Origin of the sequence: Almyronema sp. (genome assembly GCF_052168255.1) — a bacterium.
In the GTDB taxonomy this organism is placed as follows: Bacteria; Cyanobacteriota; Cyanobacteriia; order Phormidesmidales; family Phormidesmidaceae; genus Sphaerothrix; species Sphaerothrix epifaneia.
This window is the reverse complement of sequence record NZ_JBQLZL010000067.1, coordinates 135,282-153,700: the sequence shown is the minus strand read 5'-3', so window position 1 is coordinate 153,700 and position 18,419 is coordinate 135,282. Positions and strand designations below refer to the sequence as shown.

The 18,419-nt window shown below is 50.4% G+C and carries 14 protein-coding genes; 5 read left to right on the top strand and 9 right to left on the bottom strand.

The genetic code is table 11. From position 1 onward, the window contains the following. Both ACTS3T_RS15490 and ACTS3T_RS15485 read right to left on the bottom strand, forming a co-directional pair. Window positions 1–839: alkaline phosphatase family protein (locus ACTS3T_RS15490; RefSeq protein WP_462935245.1), on the bottom strand; the 839-nt coding region annotated here is incomplete at its 3' end. Window positions 840–1,120: 281 nt separating this feature from the next. Further along, a complete protein-coding gene (locus ACTS3T_RS15485) occupies window positions 1,121–2,020 on the bottom strand; it encodes an ABC transporter permease (RefSeq protein ID WP_377966005.1) in 900 nt (299 codons plus the stop codon). Window positions 2,021–2,144: 124 nt separating this feature from the next. On the opposite strand from ACTS3T_RS15485, the gene ACTS3T_RS15480 reads away from it, so the two are divergent. Continuing rightward, window positions 2,145–3,455 carry an extracellular solute-binding protein gene (locus tag ACTS3T_RS15480; protein ID WP_377966006.1) on the top strand — a complete coding sequence of 437 codons (1,311 nt, stop codon included), beginning with the start codon at window positions 2,145–2,147 and terminating at the stop codon, window positions 3,453–3,455. Here ACTS3T_RS15480 and ACTS3T_RS15475 read toward each other — a convergent pair. After that, entirely contained in the window at window positions 3,440–4,783 is a 1,344-nt protein-coding gene (locus ACTS3T_RS15475) for an amylo-alpha-1,6-glucosidase (protein ID WP_377966008.1), read from the bottom strand. The genes ACTS3T_RS15480 and ACTS3T_RS15475 overlap by 16 nt on opposite strands. A gap of 697 nt (window positions 4,784–5,480) precedes the next feature. Here ACTS3T_RS15475 and ACTS3T_RS15470 point away from each other — a divergent pair. Together ACTS3T_RS15470 and ACTS3T_RS15465 are read left to right on the top strand one after the other, a co-directional pair. Further along, the gene (locus tag ACTS3T_RS15470; protein WP_462935246.1) at window positions 5,481–5,831 is read left to right on the top strand and encodes a putative ATP-dependent zinc protease; all 351 of its coding nucleotides are present in this window, start codon (window positions 5,481–5,483) and stop codon (window positions 5,829–5,831) included. A 257-nt stretch (window positions 5,832–6,088) separates the two neighbouring features. Beyond that, window positions 6,089–6,499, top strand: coding sequence for a hypothetical protein (locus ACTS3T_RS15465; RefSeq protein ID WP_377966010.1), 411 nt, complete (start codon window positions 6,089–6,091; stop codon window positions 6,497–6,499). A gap of 142 nt (window positions 6,500–6,641) precedes the next feature. On the opposite strand, the gene ACTS3T_RS15460 is transcribed toward ACTS3T_RS15465, so the two are convergent. Beyond that, window positions 6,642–7,019 (bottom strand): hypothetical protein, encoded by a 378-nt coding sequence (locus ACTS3T_RS15460; protein WP_377966012.1) that lies wholly within the window; start codon window positions 7,017–7,019, stop codon window positions 6,642–6,644. A 393-nt stretch (window positions 7,020–7,412) separates the two neighbouring features. Here ACTS3T_RS15460 and ACTS3T_RS15455 point away from each other — a divergent pair, with 393 nt between their 5' ends. Next, complete coding sequence (locus ACTS3T_RS15455; protein WP_377966014.1) at window positions 7,413–8,150, top strand: LmeA family phospholipid-binding protein; 738 nt, start codon at window positions 7,413–7,415, stop codon at window positions 8,148–8,150. Between the two features lie 7 nt (window positions 8,151–8,157). Here the strand turns inward: ACTS3T_RS15455 and ACTS3T_RS15450 are convergent, their stop codons facing one another. The 5 genes from ACTS3T_RS15450 to ACTS3T_RS15430 all read right to left on the bottom strand — a co-directional run bounded on the left by ACTS3T_RS15450 (window position 8,158) and on the right by ACTS3T_RS15430 (window position 15,805). After that, window positions 8,158–10,515, bottom strand: a complete 2,358-nt coding sequence (locus ACTS3T_RS15450; protein WP_377966016.1) for a tetratricopeptide repeat protein — start codon at window positions 10,513–10,515, stop codon at window positions 8,158–8,160. Window positions 10,516–10,726: 211 nt separating this feature from the next. Next, window positions 10,727–11,071 (bottom strand): DUF4870 domain-containing protein, encoded by a 345-nt coding sequence (locus ACTS3T_RS15445; protein WP_377966018.1) that lies wholly within the window; start codon window positions 11,069–11,071, stop codon window positions 10,727–10,729. Window positions 11,072–11,358: 287 nt separating this feature from the next. After that, on the bottom strand, window positions 11,359–13,317 hold the full coding sequence (locus tag ACTS3T_RS15440; protein ID WP_377966020.1) for a flotillin family protein: 1,959 nt from the start codon (window positions 13,315–13,317) through the stop codon (window positions 11,359–11,361). 46 nt (window positions 13,318–13,363) lie between these two features. Beyond that, a complete protein-coding gene (locus ACTS3T_RS15435) occupies window positions 13,364–14,101 on the bottom strand; it encodes a DUF1449 domain-containing protein (protein WP_377966022.1) in 738 nt (245 codons plus the stop codon). A 69-nt stretch (window positions 14,102–14,170) separates the two neighbouring features. After that, window positions 14,171–15,805: a mechanosensitive ion channel family protein gene (locus tag ACTS3T_RS15430; protein WP_377966024.1), complete on the bottom strand. Its 1,635-nt coding sequence runs from the start codon at window positions 15,803–15,805 to the stop codon at window positions 14,171–14,173. A gap of 626 nt (window positions 15,806–16,431) precedes the next feature. Here ACTS3T_RS15430 and ACTS3T_RS15425 point away from each other — a divergent pair. Then, a complete protein-coding gene (locus tag ACTS3T_RS15425; protein ID WP_377966026.1) occupies window positions 16,432–18,084 on the top strand; it encodes an alpha-amylase family glycosyl hydrolase in 1,653 nt (550 codons plus the stop codon). The last annotated feature ends 335 nt before the right edge of the window (window positions 18,085–18,419 follow it).

Sequence of the window (18,419 nt, the reverse complement as noted above, 5' to 3'; positions counted from 1 at the left end):
AGCAGCAGCGTGTTGTGTAGTTTTCCGGCCAGCGACTGATGCAAAAGCTGTTCTAGCAGCAGCCACAAAGCACAGACCTCAGCGTCAAACTGGGGCGAGTTAGGACTGTATTTGTGGGCGATCGCGTCAATCACATCAATATAAAAGCAATAGTAGGCTTTGCCGGATTGGGCGATCGCTGCCTCAGCTAAATTCGTCATTGCCTCTGGCAGCGTCCGAAAAGCTACCATTTCGGCTCCGTTGCAGACGGTTTGAGAAAATGGCGAATGGGCATAGCTTTGATGCTGAAAGCAGTAAGATTTAACCCCCCGTGCAGCCAGCCCTTGATAGAGCGTTTGAGTGGGAAACACAGCTTCGGGCTGAAGCCCCGTTTGTAGCAACGTTTCTCGCGTGCGATCGCCTGCTAGCGAAAACAACAGCGGGGCAAAAATACCGTCAACTAGCGGTTCGTAGTAAAACCATTCGTAAACACCGCTCTCGCCTACTGGTAGCCCCGTGTGCAAGGTTGTCACATGGGCTGAGGTGGTCGAAGGAAACTGGGTCGTTAGCTTAGAGGCCACTCCAGCCTCAAACAAGTGCTTGAGAAACGGCAGGCGATCGCGGTAGCGTTCAAAAAAGCACCAGCCAAAGCCATCCACCAAAATTAAAATCACCTTTTCATACTGCTGCGGTAGCCCTTCTAGCACCGTCAGCGGCAATCCCGCCTGGGTGTCTTCAGTCAGCAGATAGCGGACTAGCTGCGGAATTTGGGAAAAGCAGTAAGACTCATAGAGCGGTTTACCCATATTCTCATTGAGTCGAGCGGCTGCGATCGCTTGTAGAGCATCCAGGTTCAGCATAAAAAAATTTCCAGGTATCCCCAGCCGTGGACATGTGCTGTGAGGGTTGAGCTAAGCCTAACCGTTGGCAGGCGGTACTGTTGCTAAAGGCAGCAGGGTGAGGGCAGCAGGCAGCAGGCAAGCTTTTCTGTTAGGGGCTTGCCGTCGTTGAAGTGTCTTAGCGCTTGTGGCTAGAGCTATTGCGCTGCGCGAGGCAGCACCCAACCTTTATCTATTATCTATTTTAGATAGAGCATTTCATCGGGGGTTGTCGGGTTGACGTTACCGCTTCCACCGATTCTCTACCGCGTTTTAGGATCGAGCGCATCTCGCAAACCATCCCCCACATAGTTAATGCTCAAGACGGTCAAAAAAATGGCTAACCCCGGAAACAGCACCATGTAAGGAGCCGACTCAATATAATTTTGGGCGTCATAGAGCATGCGTCCCCAAGTGGGCACATCGGGAGGAAATCCCAGTCCCAAAAAGCTCAGCGTCGATTCCGCAATGATGGCATTTCCGACTGCCAGCGTTGCGGCTACAATCACCGGGCCAATGACATTGGGCAAAATGTGGCTCCAAATCAGACGGCGAGGGGTTGCCCCTAGGGCGATCGCCGCTTGCACAAAGGTACGGGCTTTGACACTCAAAAAGCCCGCCCGCACCAGCCGCGCCACCGCCATCCAATTTAGCCCGCCAATCACCAACACAATCAGCAAAAAAATGCCTAGCTCTGGGCCAAAAGTTGCGCGGGCTTGGTCGCCAAATAGATAGATCACCATTAGCGCCAAGGGCAGTTGTGGCAAAGATAAAAAAATATCGGTTAGCCGCATCAAGCCCCCTTCTAGCCAATGACCGTAAAAGCCTGCGATCGCGCCGATCAAAACCCCTACTGTCATCGCAATCAGCATCGCGACAACGCCAACCGCCAAAGAAATTCGCCCACCGTATAGAATTCGCGCTAGCTGATCTTGCCCCAAATCGTTAGTGCCAAAAGGATGTGCCCAACTAGGCGGTAAGACAGCTCGACCAAAATCAATTTGATCAATCGGCGTGCGGTAGATTAAAGGGCCAATCAAAACCGCACTCACCAGCAGCAGCAGTACCCCAGCGCTGACAACTGCCGCGCGATCGCGGCGAAAAGCGTGCCACAACAGCAGCAATCCCCCCTTGGCCGACATAAATCCTGGGTGATTCGTCATCTCAGTTGGCAAAGACATTGACCAACACCCTATCATCGACACAGAACTTTAGTCTGCAAAATTGCTCCAGCAGAGCAGCGAAAATAAAAAGGGAATGGCTGACTTTTCCTACCCATGAGAGAAAATGACACGGTTCCGGCAAATTGTCTCCAAGAAAGTTTTGATGCGGCTACTCTTGGGGCTGTTGCTAGTGCAAGTTATCAGCCTGCTAGGGTTGGGGCTAAGCTGGCCGCGCCAGCCTGCCGAGGTGCCTTTAGCGATGGTGGTGCCGCAAGCGGAAATGCCCTACTGGCAAACGTTGGTAGATGCCTTTGAGGCAGAAAACGCCAACATCCACATTGAGTTAACGACAGGCAGCTATACACCAGAACAAATTGAGGCTATTTACAGCGCTGATTTGCAAACCTCAACCCCTCGCTACGACCTGGTCTACTTAGATGTGACTTGGCTACCGGGCTTTGCCAGTCGGGGTTGGCTGCAAGATTTGACCCCCCAAATAACAGCAGCCGCACTTTCTGAATTTTTGGGCAGCGAAGTTGAAATGAGCCGCTACCAAAAGCAGCTTTATCGCCTGCCCTTTCGGGCTGACATTGGCGTCATGCTAGTCAACCAGCAGCTTGTGGCTCCGGTCAATTTGCCGACGACATTTGCCGCGCTTTTGCAGGTTTCGCGATCGCTGCGACAGCAAAGGCACTGGGGCTATTTGTGGCAAGGCCGAGCAGACGAAAGCTTAGTGGCTAACTTTGTTGAAGTGTTAGACGGGTTTGGTGGATTTTGGATTGATCCTGCAACGCAGTCGGTGGGTCTGAACCAGCCAGAAGCGATTCGAGCTATCCAGTTTTTGCGCAATACGCTGGTTTTAGAGGCTTCTCCGCCCACGGTGATTGGCTACGAAGAGCAAACCTCGTTTACCCAGTTTCAGCTTGGCAACACGGCTTTTTTACGCATTTGGCCGCAGTTCTGGCAGCAAGCCAACGCAGCCAACTCCCCCTTACACAATCAGGTGGGCTTGTCTGCCACGCTAGCGCTACCGGGGCGCGTGCGACGAGCCTGTCGGGGGGGCTGGGGCTTGGCGATCGCGCAAAAAACGGCTCACCCTGAGGCCGCTTGGCAAGCCGTTGATTTTTTTACCAGTGCCGCAGCCCAGCGTCAGTTTAGCTTGGCCTCTGGCTATTTACCCAGCCGCAAAGCGCTATTTGCCGATGCCCAGCTTTTGGCAGCCTACCCTCACTTCCGCCAGCTTTTAGAACAGCTACAAACCCGTTCGGTTTTTCGGCCTCAAATTCCAGAATATGAGCAAGCCTCTGAGATTTTGCAAACTCAACTCTGGCGGGTTCTGGTAGGCGATGTCTCGCCAGAGATTGCCATGCAGCAAGCTGCCGAACAAACGCGATCGCTGCTCAAGCACGGAGTCGCCTATCAAAGGTTTGAGTGAGCCTGATCAGCAGCTTGCTCCTTTAATAGCAAATCTAAAACCAGCGAAGCCGTCCAGGAAAAATTAGCTGAACCCAGCCCTGCTCCAGTATCGGGGTTGAAGTACTCATAAAACCCCGATCGACGCGGTAGCTCCAGGCTATTTTGGCGTAGCTGCTCAGCCTCATGGTAGCAGCCGTAGTTTTCAAACCCTTGAATTAGCAGCCAGTTGAGGTTAATCCAAACGGGGCCACGCCAATAGCGAGATGGGTCAAACATGGCTTCTTGGCGGCTACAGCTTGGCACCGTCCAGCTACCGCTGCCGCAGAAGTTGCTATCGTAAAAAGTTTTCAACATTTGGATAGCCTGGGCATGGGTGGGTACGTCAGCATACAAAGGTGAAAACCCAGCCGCAACCGAAATAGGAATCGGCTGCTGAGAAGCCCGATCATAGCTTTGATAAATTCGCTTTTCGGCATTCCAAAGTTGGCTATTCATGCCCTGGGCGGTTTTGTTAGCCCAGGTTTGAAAGGGCTGAGCATCTTGGCCTAAAAGCTCAGCGATCGCGGCTAAATCGCGATTGGCTTTGACCAACAAAGCATTAAACAAAACATCTTGAATCAGAAAGGGAAAATTCTTTTGAATATGATTTTCTGCGTATTTGTTTTCCCTCGCCTGCACCATTAAATAAACATAGCGATCGTAGTCGCGATCGCTGGGGCGATGGCTACCATCAATTTCGTTGAGGTCAACCCGCCGATAAGGCGGCAACATCTCGCGGGTAACTTGAATCCGGTTTAAAACCGCATCCCACATAGGCGAATTGTCCTGGCCTGATTCCCAAGGGTGGCGAATATACACCAACCCGTTGTTGTCAATGTCACGCTCTCGGTAGAGGTACCAGTGCCAAGCTTTCAAGCGTGGAAACAACTCTGCCAAAAAATGCTTGGCTACCTTCTTATCGCTGGCGTGACGATAAATGTGCCATGCTGCCGTTGCATGTACGGGCGGCTGAATAATGCCAGAAGTAGCTGCCTGATGCGGTTTGGGGCCTTCTGGCGATCGCTCGGTTTGCCAGTAATCGGGGCCGGGAAAATAGTCTTTCACCTCTCGCTGGCGAAAGACAATATGGGGTAAAAAGCCATTGCTCCATTGCCCCCGAAACAGCGATCGCAGTTCTTGCATGGCTTTGGCTTGGTCGTAATGGGCATAGCCCATCGCAATAAAAGCCGAATCCCAACTCCATTGATGAGGATAAAGCTTGGGTGCAGGTTTTGTTGCCGTCCCTAGCCAGTTTTGGTGAAGAATACCTTTGGCTTGTTCTGCTAAGGCCATATCTTGATTTTTCATGTCGAACCTCCTGGGGTGGATGCAGAGTGAGAAAAAGTTCTAGCTACCTGAACAAACAAAATCGCCAAACAAAACCGCCGCAAACCCAATTAAATTTGCGTTATTGGAATAATCTTTGTGGCTGATAAAAACTTGAAAAAAATGCGATTTCAGTTCCTTTTTTCCAGAACTGAGTAATCGCTATAGGCACCCAAAACTAATTCCCTATTAACCATCAATCTTAAGAACCGCTTTAAGGGGTGACAAGGGGTTAATAGTTTTTACACATTCAAATAAAGATTTGATTAGATATTTCAATCAGTCCTCAATTTGAGGAATCTTACTTAAATTCCATAATTTTTTCTCACGCCTAGCAGCCGATCATATCAGGCGTTCTGCTTTAGACCTGGCGTTAACTAAATGCTTGTGACAACAGTAGCCCCTTCGCCAAACAGGTAGCAATTCTATCGCTGGCTTGATCTAGTCACGGAGAAACCCTAGTCACCTGGGGAGAAATTTATTTCAGATTGTTACAAAAATACATTTCGGCTATGATGCGTTTGTGTGATTGGCGTCAGCCCCCGTTTAGTCTATCTACCGGACTTTTGACCCGTTTTATAGGGCTGACTAGCTTCAGTTGTAGCCTGCCCGCAACCCAAGCAAGCGGACTTTTGCCCAGCGATAGCAGCATCGTCGGCTGGATTGAAAACGGCAAAATATTAGTCTAGATGAACCTGTCAAAGTCAAGCTTGATACCGGGGCAACGACAAGCTCAATTAACGCCGAAATTTTAGAACAGCCCAACGAAGACACTGAATCAGGCGGCATGATTCAGTGTCGTTTTGTTGATACAGAGGGACATAGCAAAGTTTTTGAATGCCCAGTGAATCGCTGGGTACGCATTAAAGAGGGTGAAGGCGGCTTCTTTCGTGTCCCGGTTGTCACCATGAAATTTTGCGTCGCCAGACGGTGGATTGAAGCAGAAGTTAACCCAGGCGATCGCCAGCAGTTTAACTACTCAGTTTTGATTGGTCGCAACAGGCTGAAAAAAGGAAACTTGGGTGGTTAATTCTGCCCAAACTTACACCAGTGAACCCACCTGCTCAGCCGAGGAAACCGTCTCATGCATCGAACCTTGAGGGCTTCAGTATTAGCTTTGTTTTTAACCGCTATTAGTTTATACCGATTCTTCAAAAGAAAGGTACAGATGAGACTGACGAAACGTCTGCAGAGCAAAGGCTGTTCAATTCAAAATCGAAAATCCAAAATCGAGAATTGATATTAGCTATTTTTGTTCATAAGCTAGTTGTTTCAGGCATTCTACTTTTGCCTAACCAGACCCATAAAGGCTGGTATCTTGAAACCAAGCTTTCGCTCACCTCAGATTTCGCCGCAATCTGCCGAGGCGGGTTTGCCGACAACGGTTCGACTGTTTCTACCCCTGAAGTTGTAGCGTTTATCCTCAATCAAGCCAAGATTCCGGCACGAGGCGGCAAGGGCATTCTTTTAACCGCCGCAGAAACCTATGCCACCAGCTTTGTGCAGTGGCTAGAGGGACAAAATGCAAAGGCAGAGTGGCAGGCTCATGACAGCGTGAATCTCAGCTTTGGTGAGCAAACGCGCTATTTGCCGTGGGGGTATGGTTTGCAGCAGGCGATCGCGGCGGCTTTGCCCAAGCTCAAAACCCTGCTAGCCAAAATTGAGTTTGCTCAAACTGAGGTTGCCGTAGACGGCTAAATAGCAATATCGGGTCAGGGCTAGCCCTGACCCGATATTGCATTGTTGTGAGGCGATCGCTATTTAGAATCGCTATTTAGATCCGATGGCACCTAGTGAGATTCAAGAGGCGATCGCCCAGCCATAACGGCATGCAACTAGCCTATTTAACGACTTCCTCAACGTTATCTTTAACCTGCTGGCCTAGATTTTTGAGAGAATCACCTGCCGACTCTAGCGGATTGGGCGCACCTTGCTGAAACCGCGCCTTGCGCTCAAGCTCATTAGCTTTAACCTGAGCCGCAGAGGTGTCGCGTCGAGGATCGGTGTCGTCATACTGATTCATGCCGTCAGCTTTGGACTGAACCGTGTCGTAAGGCTCGTAATTTTGTAGCTGACCGCGATCATTTTTCTGGTAGTCGTCAGAGCCGCGAGCCTGAGCTACGCCGCTAAAACCAAAGACGAGGCTAGCACAAAGGCAAAATGCCAGGACACTGGCGACGACACGCCGAATAGAAGTTGCGTTTAGGGACATTTTCATAGCTGAATTCCAAAACATATTGTCTTGAAATGTAGACATTTTTGCCCAAACTCAACCTCTGTCCTAAGTACAGAACTGGGCTGAGCAAGGTCTATCTTGGGTTGAGTTAGAACTGTATCTTGAGGCAGTTTTGTCGTCTGCGGCGGTGGGTAAGCTGCTATCCCAAAGCAGCGATCGCCGTCGAGCCAGTTTTTTGCAAAGTCTTGTAAAGCAAGCCCTCAGCAGTGCAAGCGTTCTATCACAGCTTCGTTGAGCCGCTCAACCTAAAGGTACAGTTGGGGTTGCGGTTGCTGACGTAGCCTAACGACATATCTCCCGTGACGGTTTTGTTCTGGCCAATTCAACGACTAGGATCAGCGCCAGATCACTTATTACAGCGTTGAGCCATCTGATATGTCAAAAGATTTAGATCTCGGTGAGCAAGCTATTAGCAAAGCCGTAGAGTTGGGGCTTGAAAGCCAACTGGAGCAAGCAGAAACTTTAGAAGTGAGTATTAACACGGATGCTGGCAAGCTAGTTCAAGGCGAACTAGACGCTGTAGAAGTTAAGGGTCAAGGCTTGGTGATGGAGCAAGGCTTGCGCAGCGAAAAACTACACCTCGCCACCAACGCCATTTCGATCAATCCGCTGAAGGCGGCTGTCGGAGAAATCGAGATTGAAAAACCAGTCGAAGCTAAAACCGTGGTGGTGCTGACTGAAACCGACATTGAAGCGGCGTTTAATTCTCCCTACATTGGCCAAAAGCTAGAGACGCTGCAAATTGAGGTTGAAGGCCAGACAACTCACATCAAGCCCCACCAAGTTGAGTTTTCTATTCCTGAAATTGACACAATTTGTCTGCGAGCAGACGTTGAGCTGGTGCAAACTGGCGAAGTGCAAAAAGTGGCCTTTAAGGCTCAACCACGGATGGCCGAAGCGGGGCACCAGGTGGTGCTAGAAAATGTTGAACCGCTTGATGAGGCAAAGGCTCAACCCGCGCTGACGCAGGCTTTGGTAGCAGTAGCCGCTGATCTATTAGATTTGCGCAATTTTGAGTTAGGCGACATGTCCCTGCGCTTTGAACGGCTGACGGTTGTTCCGGGTCAGATTAAGCTCCAGGCTGAAGCCACCATCAACAGCTTGCCTAGTTAAGGCTGATTTAGTTGTAGACCGCTGCCGTTTGCTTAACCGCTAAACCTTTGAGTTTCTCTAAGGTTTTCTGCACCATCACTAAGTTACGAGCATCTTTTTGGGCTTTCAGAAAAATGGAAGCCGTTTCTAAGTCAGCGATCGCCTTGTGAAACTCACCCACGTTTTGATAAGCAGCGGCGCGGTAACATAGCGGTAAAGCAATCTGGGCGCGATTGCGCTCAACGGCGGCGGTAAAGTCAGCGATCGCGGCTGTTACATGTCCCAGTTTTTGATAAGCCACGCCCCGATAAAAATAAGCCAAAGGCGAATCAGCCTGGATTTGGCTAGCCTGGGTAAAGTCATAAATAGCGCTTTCTAGCTGTTCACTTTCTAGAAAGAGCAAACCGCGATTGCAGTAGCCCGCAAAATGTTGAGCATCGTAGCGCACCGCTTGGCTAAAGTCAGCGATCGCCGCTTCAAATTTACCCAGGTTGGCATAAATCAAACCTCGGTTATTGTAAGCAGCCGGGTCGTGGGGGGTAATCTTCAGCACCTGATGGTAGTCCAGTAAAGCCGCTTCTTGATCGCCTAGGTCATAGCGGGTGGTGGCTCGGTTAAAATAAGCCACGGCATCGCGAGCGGCAATGGTGGGGTCTTTAAAGCGGGTCTGTAGACGCTCTACTACTTGCGGGTCAGTTGTGTAGAGTTTGAGCGCTAGCTGGTCAAAGACCGTATTGGCTGTTTTAATTGGCTGCATCCCCAGGATGGCAAAGCTGTGGTCGCAGACCAAAAAGTTTTCGTCCGTACCCAAAATTTTGAACGTAAAGCGATCGGGATAGCGCTGCTTGAGAGGCAGTAGTTTGTTCAGCGCTTCGGTAATCTGGCGTTTTTGGGTGGACGCTAGCTGCCAGCGCTGACTAATCGTGTGCAGCAGTCGCCCTTCCCGCCGATCGCCCACATGACACCAGCCAATTTCTAGGCGGCACTGACGAGCCAGTAAGGCTTCAAACTGGTTCACAATCGCTGCATCTAGCTCGCAGGTGTCTGCCCAAGGCCACACTAAAATCAGCCGCGTTTGCGTTCGGGCGATCGCTGATTCTAGCGCCAAGCGGCTGTCTGAAGGGGTAGCTTTGGTTAACTCAGGCAGCGATCGCGTCCCTTGAAAATCTACAATCCAGCGGTGTTGAGTCGGCAAATGAGGCGAGGTCGCGCCCATCTCCAGACGCGCCAGCAGCGTCTCTTGCACTTCTTGCAAATACCGTTCTGTATCCTCAACCCGTACCCCTAGCTTCTGTAGCTGAGTTTGCAACTGCTGGGTATCGTCAGCTTTGGGCAGAGTTTCAATTTGGCGATAAAGCTGGCGCTGTGCCTGCTCAAGAGTACAGATAAACGTTTGCATCTGTTCAAACTGGCCTTGCAGCGTCTGCACAGCTTGAGCAACCGCCTGTTGCACAGTGGCTTCTAAACGGTCGGTGGCCGGAACCGTTTCTAGCTGGGTAGTAATCTGGGCGATCGCCTCTTGTAAAGCTTTGAGCTGCGGTTGGTCGATAGAGGCAGCCTCGGCTGAAAAGGAGCGACCTCCAGTCAGCGAACTTTCTAAAAGCTGCTGCTGTTCAGTCAGGTGTTTGAGCTGCTGAGCAAGACGGGCAAAGTCTTGACGGGGAACCAGTTCAGCAATGGCTTTGATCAGCTCTCGCACTTCTTCTTTGAGAACGGTTGAGTCACTGGTGACACTCCCTTCGCGCAAGCGGCGCTCGAAATAGCCCAGGGTATCAGTCAAGGTGGAAAGCTGACCCTTAGTTTCTAACCCCAAGGCGTCAAGGGTAACGCGCAACTGCATCAGATCAGTTTTGAGATGGGCAATTTCAGCCTCCGTAGCTTCCACGCGCGGAATGCTGGATAGACGCTGCGTTTGGCTGTTTAAGCGGTCTACAGAGGTGCAGAGATAGGTATATTGATCTTGCAGTTCACTCATATCTTTGTGAACCTGGCTGAGATCCGGCGCTTCGATGGCATGTAAACGCTGCTCTAACTGCTGCTGCGCCTCTTCTAGCCGTTGCGAGAACCGCACAATCGCGCGATCGGTATGAGCCATCACGGTTCGCTGCAACGTCATAAATTCTTCAGGCGTTGGCAGCGTAGCCACCTGGTCTTGAACCTGATGCACAGCCTCAGACAACACCTGACTGGTGCTTTCTGAAATTTCGCTTAGTTCTTCTACCCGTTGCTCTAGCCGCCGCCGACTGACCAATCCCAGCGCCACTAAAACCGAAAGCGGCGCTGAAGCATACAAAAGCTGCTGAGTGGCGGCAGAGGCCACAATGCCAGCACCCGTCCCTAACAACAGAGCATTTTCAGAAAAGTTGAGCCAATCGGGTGTTTTCACAGTGTTTCGACCTGAATGCAAGATCGTGAGCAAAAGATAGTCAGAAATCCGTATCGGTAAGGGTAGACATGGCTTTGAACCCTTTGATTTATGCTTCAAAAAAATTGATCTGCATCAGGATAGCGACGGTAACTTCAGTAGTTTCCCATGCAAAAACAGGCCACGATTGCCATGGCCTGCTAAACAATTTTGAAAGTATCTGTGAAATTACTTAGAGAATGCGGAAGATAAACGGATAGCGATAAACCGTTTCGGGTGCCCGTAGCGCTTTGATAATCGCCAAAATCGGTAAAACAATCTGCACTACAAAAAGAATAGCCAGCAGCGGATAGCCAATCAGCACAAAGGTCAGCAGCCAAAAAATCAGACCGTATAGCCAAACATTGAAGTGAAAGTTAAGGGCTTCTTGAGCACTTTCTTTAACAATCGGGTCGCTGGAGACAAACCAAATTGCCAGCGGAATTCCGGCTGACAGCAGCAGGGCGCTAAAGAAGATAGAGCCGTGGCTGAGTCCAATTAAAAGCTTGCGTTTATCGAGGTCGTAGCTATCTTGCATCCTAAAACTTCCTTGAATAATTTTTTCCTATCCTAGCGCTACTCTCTCACGCTGAAACTCTGTTAAAGGCCGTAAAATCCTCCCTTGTCAGCGGCGGCGGTTTAAGTTTGCCAAAGCTACCTAGAGCTAAATTTTTCCCCAACGGCTTGGTAACAGTTACGCAATGAGATGGCATCGTTAGAAAGCTTGGTAGGCTGGCTGTAGCCAGAAGGTTAGCCCCCTTCAATTGCTAAAAGTCGCTGACAGAAAGCTTTTCATTCTGCTTTCTGCCTTTAGCGATCACAGCGTTAAGCCTCTTCACTCGCAGCAGGCGATCGCGACGAATCAGGGGTTAGCGGCACAGATGGAGAACTCGTAGGCGGCGCGGCTGGCGGCACAGATCCCTGAATCATTTGTCCGGCTTTGCCAATTAGGGCAGAAAGTTTGCCATCTTCAATCAGCGAGTTAATCAGCGCTAGGCCGCTAGTTGAAAGCAGCAGCTTGTTAATGTCTTGCAGGCCGCTATTGCTGCCGTTGCCATTAGCCCCCGGAAAGGCATAAATCTTGGCATCGCCAATTACGCCCGGTTGCGGTGCTAACGCCTGCAAGACCTCTGGTAGCTTATCGGCTAGCTGCGGCCAAATTTGGGCAATGACTTCGGCGGTGAGGTTGGGGGTGCTGATAGCGTTTTTGGCGGTAATGCGGGCTTGAATGCCCTCGGCTTCGGCTAACGCTTTGTCGCGTTCCGCTGCGGCTAGGGTACGGATGGCTTCAGCTTCAAGTTCAGCCGCCTGTCGGGCAATTTCGGCTTGGCGACGACGACGGAATACGTCAATTTCAACCACGTTTTGATCAGCGATGCGGCGCTCTTGGGCTTCTCGCTCAGCGGCGATTACGGATAGTTGTTGTTCTCGTTGGGCTTTCTCAACGGCGGTGGCCGTGCCGACCGCTTCTTGGGCTTGGGCGCGCTCGGCTTCGGCGCTAAAGCGATCGCGCTCTCGCTGGGCAATGGCGATCGCAGCTTCTTGTTGCGCCACTTTTGATTCGCGCTCGGCTTCGGCTAGCTCTACTTGGGCTTTAAAGCTAGAGGCATCAACCGATTTTTTGCGATTGACTTCGGCAACTTCAGCTTCTTGCTTTTGCAGGGCTTGCGCCACTTTTAGCTGCTTTTGTCGTTCTTCGAGTTCAATGTCGGCGTCAATTTGGCTTTGCTGGACGCTGAGCTTGCGTTTAATCTCTTCTTCTTCGACCGATTTTTCTTGCAAAATTTTGGTGCGCTGGGTAGCTGCCGCCTCGCGGTCTTTAGATTCTTGAATTTCGCGTTGACGCTGGGCTTTGAGCGATTCAACTTCTAACTGTTGCGCCAGGTTGGCATCTTCTTTTTCTTGAGCAATTTGCAGCGATCGCTTTTCCGCATCTAGCTCTTTTTGCTCAATCGTTACCTGCGTAGCCAGTTCAACCTCTCGCTTTTGCTGAATTGAGCGCTGAATGGTTTCAGTCCGCAGCCGCACCCCTTGAGCGTCAAAGAAATTGTTGGTGTCGTAAGTGTCGCTTTCTTCAATTTCCGAGATGGCAATGTTGTTGAGCGTTAGCCCCACTTTTTTTAAGTCTGGCTCGATCAGGTTCAGCACTTCTTGGGCAAAACCCAGCTTGTCTGAGTCAATTTCGGCTAACGTTTTCGTCTTAGCCGCCGCGCGAATGCCATCATCAGCCCGTTTTTCTAAGGCATTTTTGATGTCGTTGGGCGTAATTTTGCCCTGGTTTGAAAGCCGAGCTGCCGCCATCAGCACATCTTGCTCAGACGGGCTAATGCAAACATAGAGCGTCACCCGCATGTCAGCCCGCAGGTAGTCTTGAGTCCGCACGGCTAGCTTGCCAGTGCGCTCCACATCAATAGAAATTTCGCGCAGTGGCACCCGTGTCAACTCATGGAATCCGGGCAGCACCACGCAACCACCATTGAGCACCACCCGTTTCTGCTTACGGATGACGCCACCCGTTTTGACAAAGGCTTCGTTGGTGGGCGTAATGACATATACCCGGGTGTAAGCCCACACAGCGGCTAGCAGCAGAATGATAATCGTCACCACCCCACCGGAGGCTAGCGCCCCTAGGCCGCCCAACTGCCCTAAGGTGGGTGTCGTCCCTACAGTAGCCAGTTGGGTTTCAGTCTGAGGCAAGTGCCTCCCTTCACCCGAGAAAGCTATCTCAGGTCGTTCAGTTTGGGGCAGGGTGGGTAAAGTTTGCAGCAGGGTCAACCAAAACATAGTCAGTAGCTCAAGTTTGTCTAGAAAAGCAATTAAAAAAGGCAGGTTATGGCTTTTGCGGAATGTCGCCCGCCAGCCACCGTTCTTGATCAAGGCTGTCTTGGGCGATCACCAGGTAGCTGCGCACTGTGCGATCGATCACGATCACATTTGCCCCTCGGCGTACAGTAATGTTGGCCCAGTCAGGGATGACAGCGCTGACTGTTACCAGGTTACGAGCGGCATCAATGACATCGACCTGACCAATTTTGCTGGAGCTTTCAAACGGCAAGGCGGCAGATACCACCCGCCCGACACAACCGATCAGGCGATCTTCACTGGCATCTTCGCTAAAAGCAGCAAAAACTTTGCCCACCGGACGCGAAACCAAGCTGCCTATTAGAAGCGCGATCGCCAGTGATAGCACTAGCACCCCACCCGCCCCAAAGCCCAGCGGTATTTGACCTGTGATTTCAGCGATCGCCACGTTAAGCAACCAACCGCCAAGTCCCCAAATGCTCAAATCTAGCGCCAGCAGCAAGATTAAAGGAGCACGACCAATGCCAAACCAGGCTAAAACCTGGCCTAAACTGAGTTCGCCGTCGCTATCGGCATCTAGATCGACGGGGTTGGTTTCAACGTCAGTGTCTAAATCAGCCTCAATATCCAGGTCAGCATCGAGGTCAACCTCCGTATCCACCTCTAGGTCATCGTCTCCCCCGCCCGACAAAATAACAAACAGAAACAGCAGAATCCCTGTCCCTAAAAATATCCAATAAGGCAGATTCGCAAGATCGAAAATCATGACGGCTAGAAAACGATCACGCCCAACATAGCCGCAAATTATGTCTTTAGGCAGAAGCAGATAGCTTTTTTAACGATTGGGTTTGAAATCAATATGAGCAGGAATTTCAATATTGGCTTTGTCTAAAGCACCTTTGAGGCGACGGCGAAACTCACGCGCCACTACCCACTGCTTTAGCGGCTGTGTCTTAATCCACACTCGAATCATCAAGCCCCGTTCATCAAACGCTTCTACCCCAAGAACCTCCGGCTGCGCCAAAATAGCTTCTTGCCACTGCGGATCTTGGCTCATGCTGTGAGCGACGCTTTGAATCAGCGCTAACATCTGGTCAACATTGGTGTGGTACCCCACCGGGATAAACAAATCAGCCCGTGACCAATGGCTAGAGTGATTGGCAATGAGCCGAATTTCGCTATTGGGAATAGACACCAGGCAACCTGCCTCATCGCGCAGTTGTGTAATCCGCAGGTTCATGTTTTCTACCAGTCCACGAATGCCTTGAATCGTCACCACATCGCCTACAGCGTACTGGTCTTCGAGGATGATAAAAAAGCCGTTAAACGTGTCTTTAATCAGGTCTTGGGCAGCTAGCGATAGCGCAACGCCGATGATGCTGGCTCCGGCAATCAGCGGCACAGTATTGATGCCAATGACGGACAATGCCAACAGGCTACCAATGGCAATACAGCTTAACGTCACCACACCCCGAATCACTCTAGAAATGGTGTTAATTCGCAGCCGTAGCCGCCGATTGATTTCGGGGCTGAGGTCATCTTCGCGGGCGATCGCAGAACTCAAGCGGCTAATCAGCGCGTAGCTCAGGCGAATGGCAACATAGGTTGCTAACGCCACAATCCCCACCTTGAACGGAATTTCTAAGCTTTCCACCGTCCGCACTTGCACAATGCGGGTTTGCGGAAAGCGACTCAGGATCAGCAATAGGCCACTTGCCGCTAACCCTAGCTGAATCAGTTGAAAACATCGCAGTTGAGCTTCAGTAAAATTCCACTGCTGGCGCTGGTTGAGCCAGGTTAGCAAAGGCAATGACAGCGAAAACTGAGTCCCCGCGAGGGCGGCTTTTTGCTGCCGCAGTTGCTTTTCCCAATGGTTTAGCACCCAGCAAAAAATTAGCAAACTCAAACCAATCAACACCGCCAGGGTAATTTGGCGCGTTAGGTAAGGCGGTTGACGCTCCCAACGCGATCGCTCTAAGCTTTCGGCAATCCGCTGCAAAATCATGTCTGCGGCTGTTGCCATATCTGCCCCCCGTAACTCAGCATCTAGCTGGGTCACGCTCATCAGGCGCACTAAGGGTTCGGAGCCGACGCCGAGATAAATTTCTGGAGCTTTACGCCCTAAGGGTTCGCTGGCTGCATTGGCATCGGGGGGTGCCCCCTCAGGTTGAACTCGAACTTCAGTTTGCAAACTCGGCGTTGACGCTTGCACGTAGCGATCGCGCACCTGTTGTAAAACTGCTTCAATCGCCCTGACGCGCCCTGCCAAATCTGAACGGGGAGCAGCCACCCGAAACGGACAGTAACCGTCTAAACGCACACAGGCTACTTCAATTTGGATTGCCGCATCTTCAACTTGATTACGAGTCGGTAAGTTAATGTCTATCAGCGACTCTTGGGCTAGCCCAGGCAAAGCGAAAAAGAGCAGGCTAAAGCTGATTAACCATATCCAGAAGCGTTGGCGTTTCATGCAGGGCAGGTGAAAGGGCGATCGCGTGCTTTTTTATTATCGGCTGAGCCTGCCGGGTTCGCGCTGCTAACGGCGGGGAATTGTTACGGGCTAGAGGTGTGCCGCCTCGGTTTCAAAGCTCAAAGTTTTAGGCGATTTGGGCAGATATGAGCGGTAGCTAAACACACAGTTTGACCCGCTTTTGTGGGTGTTCTCTGCCAAGCGCTAGATGCCAACTAAAGCGCTTTTCTTCGATACTGCTTTGGGTAAACTCTCCATCCCTTAACCTGCTATTTGCAGCAAAACAGTCTCGAATTGTGCCCCTTGTAAGGCGATGTTGCGTGAGTTGACGATTTTTTAGCTAAAAGGATGTTTTAAAAGGGTTAATCCGTGTGGCCAAGGCAACTCGAACCAGTTTTGAAGATGCCTCAAACGTCCATTTTACCGTAGAGGTTTATGGGTGGTGAGGGTAGCCCAATCTACGCTAGGAGACTTTTCAAACATCCTCTAAGCCTGGTTAAGTCAGTTTGACCAATCGACTGACAAACACGGTGAGCTTGATAGGCGATCGCTGAAACAGCGACAAGCTTGCCTTCCCACCCAGACCAGGCTACTAACCTTATTTCATCACTTGCCTGGAGGGCATTTTGGCTAATCTAGTTGAATTTAAATTGCTGGCTCCTTACAACAAAGCAGCCATGCTGATTGGCACCTTCTCTGACTGGGAAGAGGTGCCGATGGAAAAAGGAGATGATGGTTACTTCCGCACTCAGGTTGAGCTAGCAGATGGCACTTACCAGTACAAATTCCGGCTGCAATCAAAAAGCTGGTTTTTTGACGCCGATGAATGGATCACGATTACCGATCCCTACGCGACGGATATTGACGATGCCAGCCAAAATGGAATTGTTCGCATCAAAGACGGCAAACAGATTGTAGACGACTATGTTTGGCAAAACGATGATAAACCTTTGCCACCGGATCATCAGCTTATTATCTACGAACTGCATGTTGGCGACTTTTCAGGTGGCGAAGACGACCCCTATCCGAGAGGATGTTATCAGCATGTCGTAGAAAAGTTAGACTATCTATCGGAGTTGGGGATCAACGCTATTGAGCTAATGCCCGTTAAAGAATATCCGGGTGATTATAGTTGGGGCTATAACCCCCGCTACTACTTTGCACCTGAGTCCAGCTACGGTAGCACCCAAGGCTTAAAAAAACTGATTGACGAATGCCACGGACGCGGTATTCGTGTCTTGATGGATGGCATTTACAACCACTCCGACACTGAATGTCCGCTCACCCAAATTGACCACGATTACTGGTACCATCACTCCCCCAAAGACGAAGAATACAACTGGGGCCCAGAATTTAACTACGAATTTTACGACGAAAAATATGACCGCTTTCCGGCTCGGCAATTTGCTGGCGATGTCATCCGTTTTTGGGTACAGGAATACCACATCGACGGGGTGCGCTATGATGCGGCGCGGCAGATTGAAAACTTTGATTTTCTCGGTTGGGTAACTGCTCAAGCCGAAGAATGGTCTGGCCCTAAACCTTTTTACAACGTGGCTGAATATGTGCCCGAAAAGACAGAAGTCACAGGCTTAGAAGGCCCGATGGACGGGTTATGGCATTACAGCTTTTATTTCACGCTGCGCGATCACCTTTGTGACAACCAGTTTGACCTAGAAAAACTCAAAGATGTGCTAGACTGCCGCCGCCAGGGCTACGCTGGAGCGGTGAATGTGGTTAACTTTTTGAACAATCACGACCACGATTATTTAATGGGGGCACTTGGCGATCGCGAAATTTTAGACGACGCCGCCTTCAAACGCGCCCGCTTAGGCATTGCCTTGCTGATGACGGCAGTGGGGGTTCCTATGCTGTGGATGGGAGAAGAGTTTGGCGAATACCAGCACAAAACGATTGAGCCAAAGAAAATCGACTGGACGCTGCTCAAAAACGACTCTAATCGTCATTTGTTTGAGTACTACAAAGGCTTAATTTCTCTGCGCAAACAAAACCATGCCCTCTACGGAGAAAACATTGAGTTCTTTCACGAAAATCCAGAAGGTCGAATTTTTGCCTTCACTCGCTGGAATGATGAAGGGTCACGGGTTGCCGTGGTGGTTAACTTCTCCGATAACTTTTTAGCTGACTACGCTTTCCCTAACTTCCCAGCCGATGGCACCTGGCACGAGTGGACAGGTGACTATGACGTTGAGGTTCACGATGGTCAGCTCATTACAGATTTAGCTGAATTTGAGGCTAAGGTTTATGTTTGGCAATAGCCAGTTTCATCCCTAAATCTGGTAGAGCGCTATGTGCTAAATGCGTTAATGGCGATCGCAGCTTGTAGGGTCGCTGTTAGCCATTTTTTACCGAAGCCTGCTTTTCAGAGAGAAGCAGGCTTTTTATGGATGAACTGACGGAGGAAGCAACCTAGAATTAAGGCAAAAAAGTGAACAGCCTCAAAGAATGTTTGAAAAGCCAAGGGTTATGATTTTATGCACTCATGACCTCCCTTATCCTCCCCCGCAAATGAGAATGAGGGAATCGACTCGGAAATCATCCTTAAAAAGGGGAATTTAGGGAGATCTAAATCGTTTTGCTACGCGGCAGATAT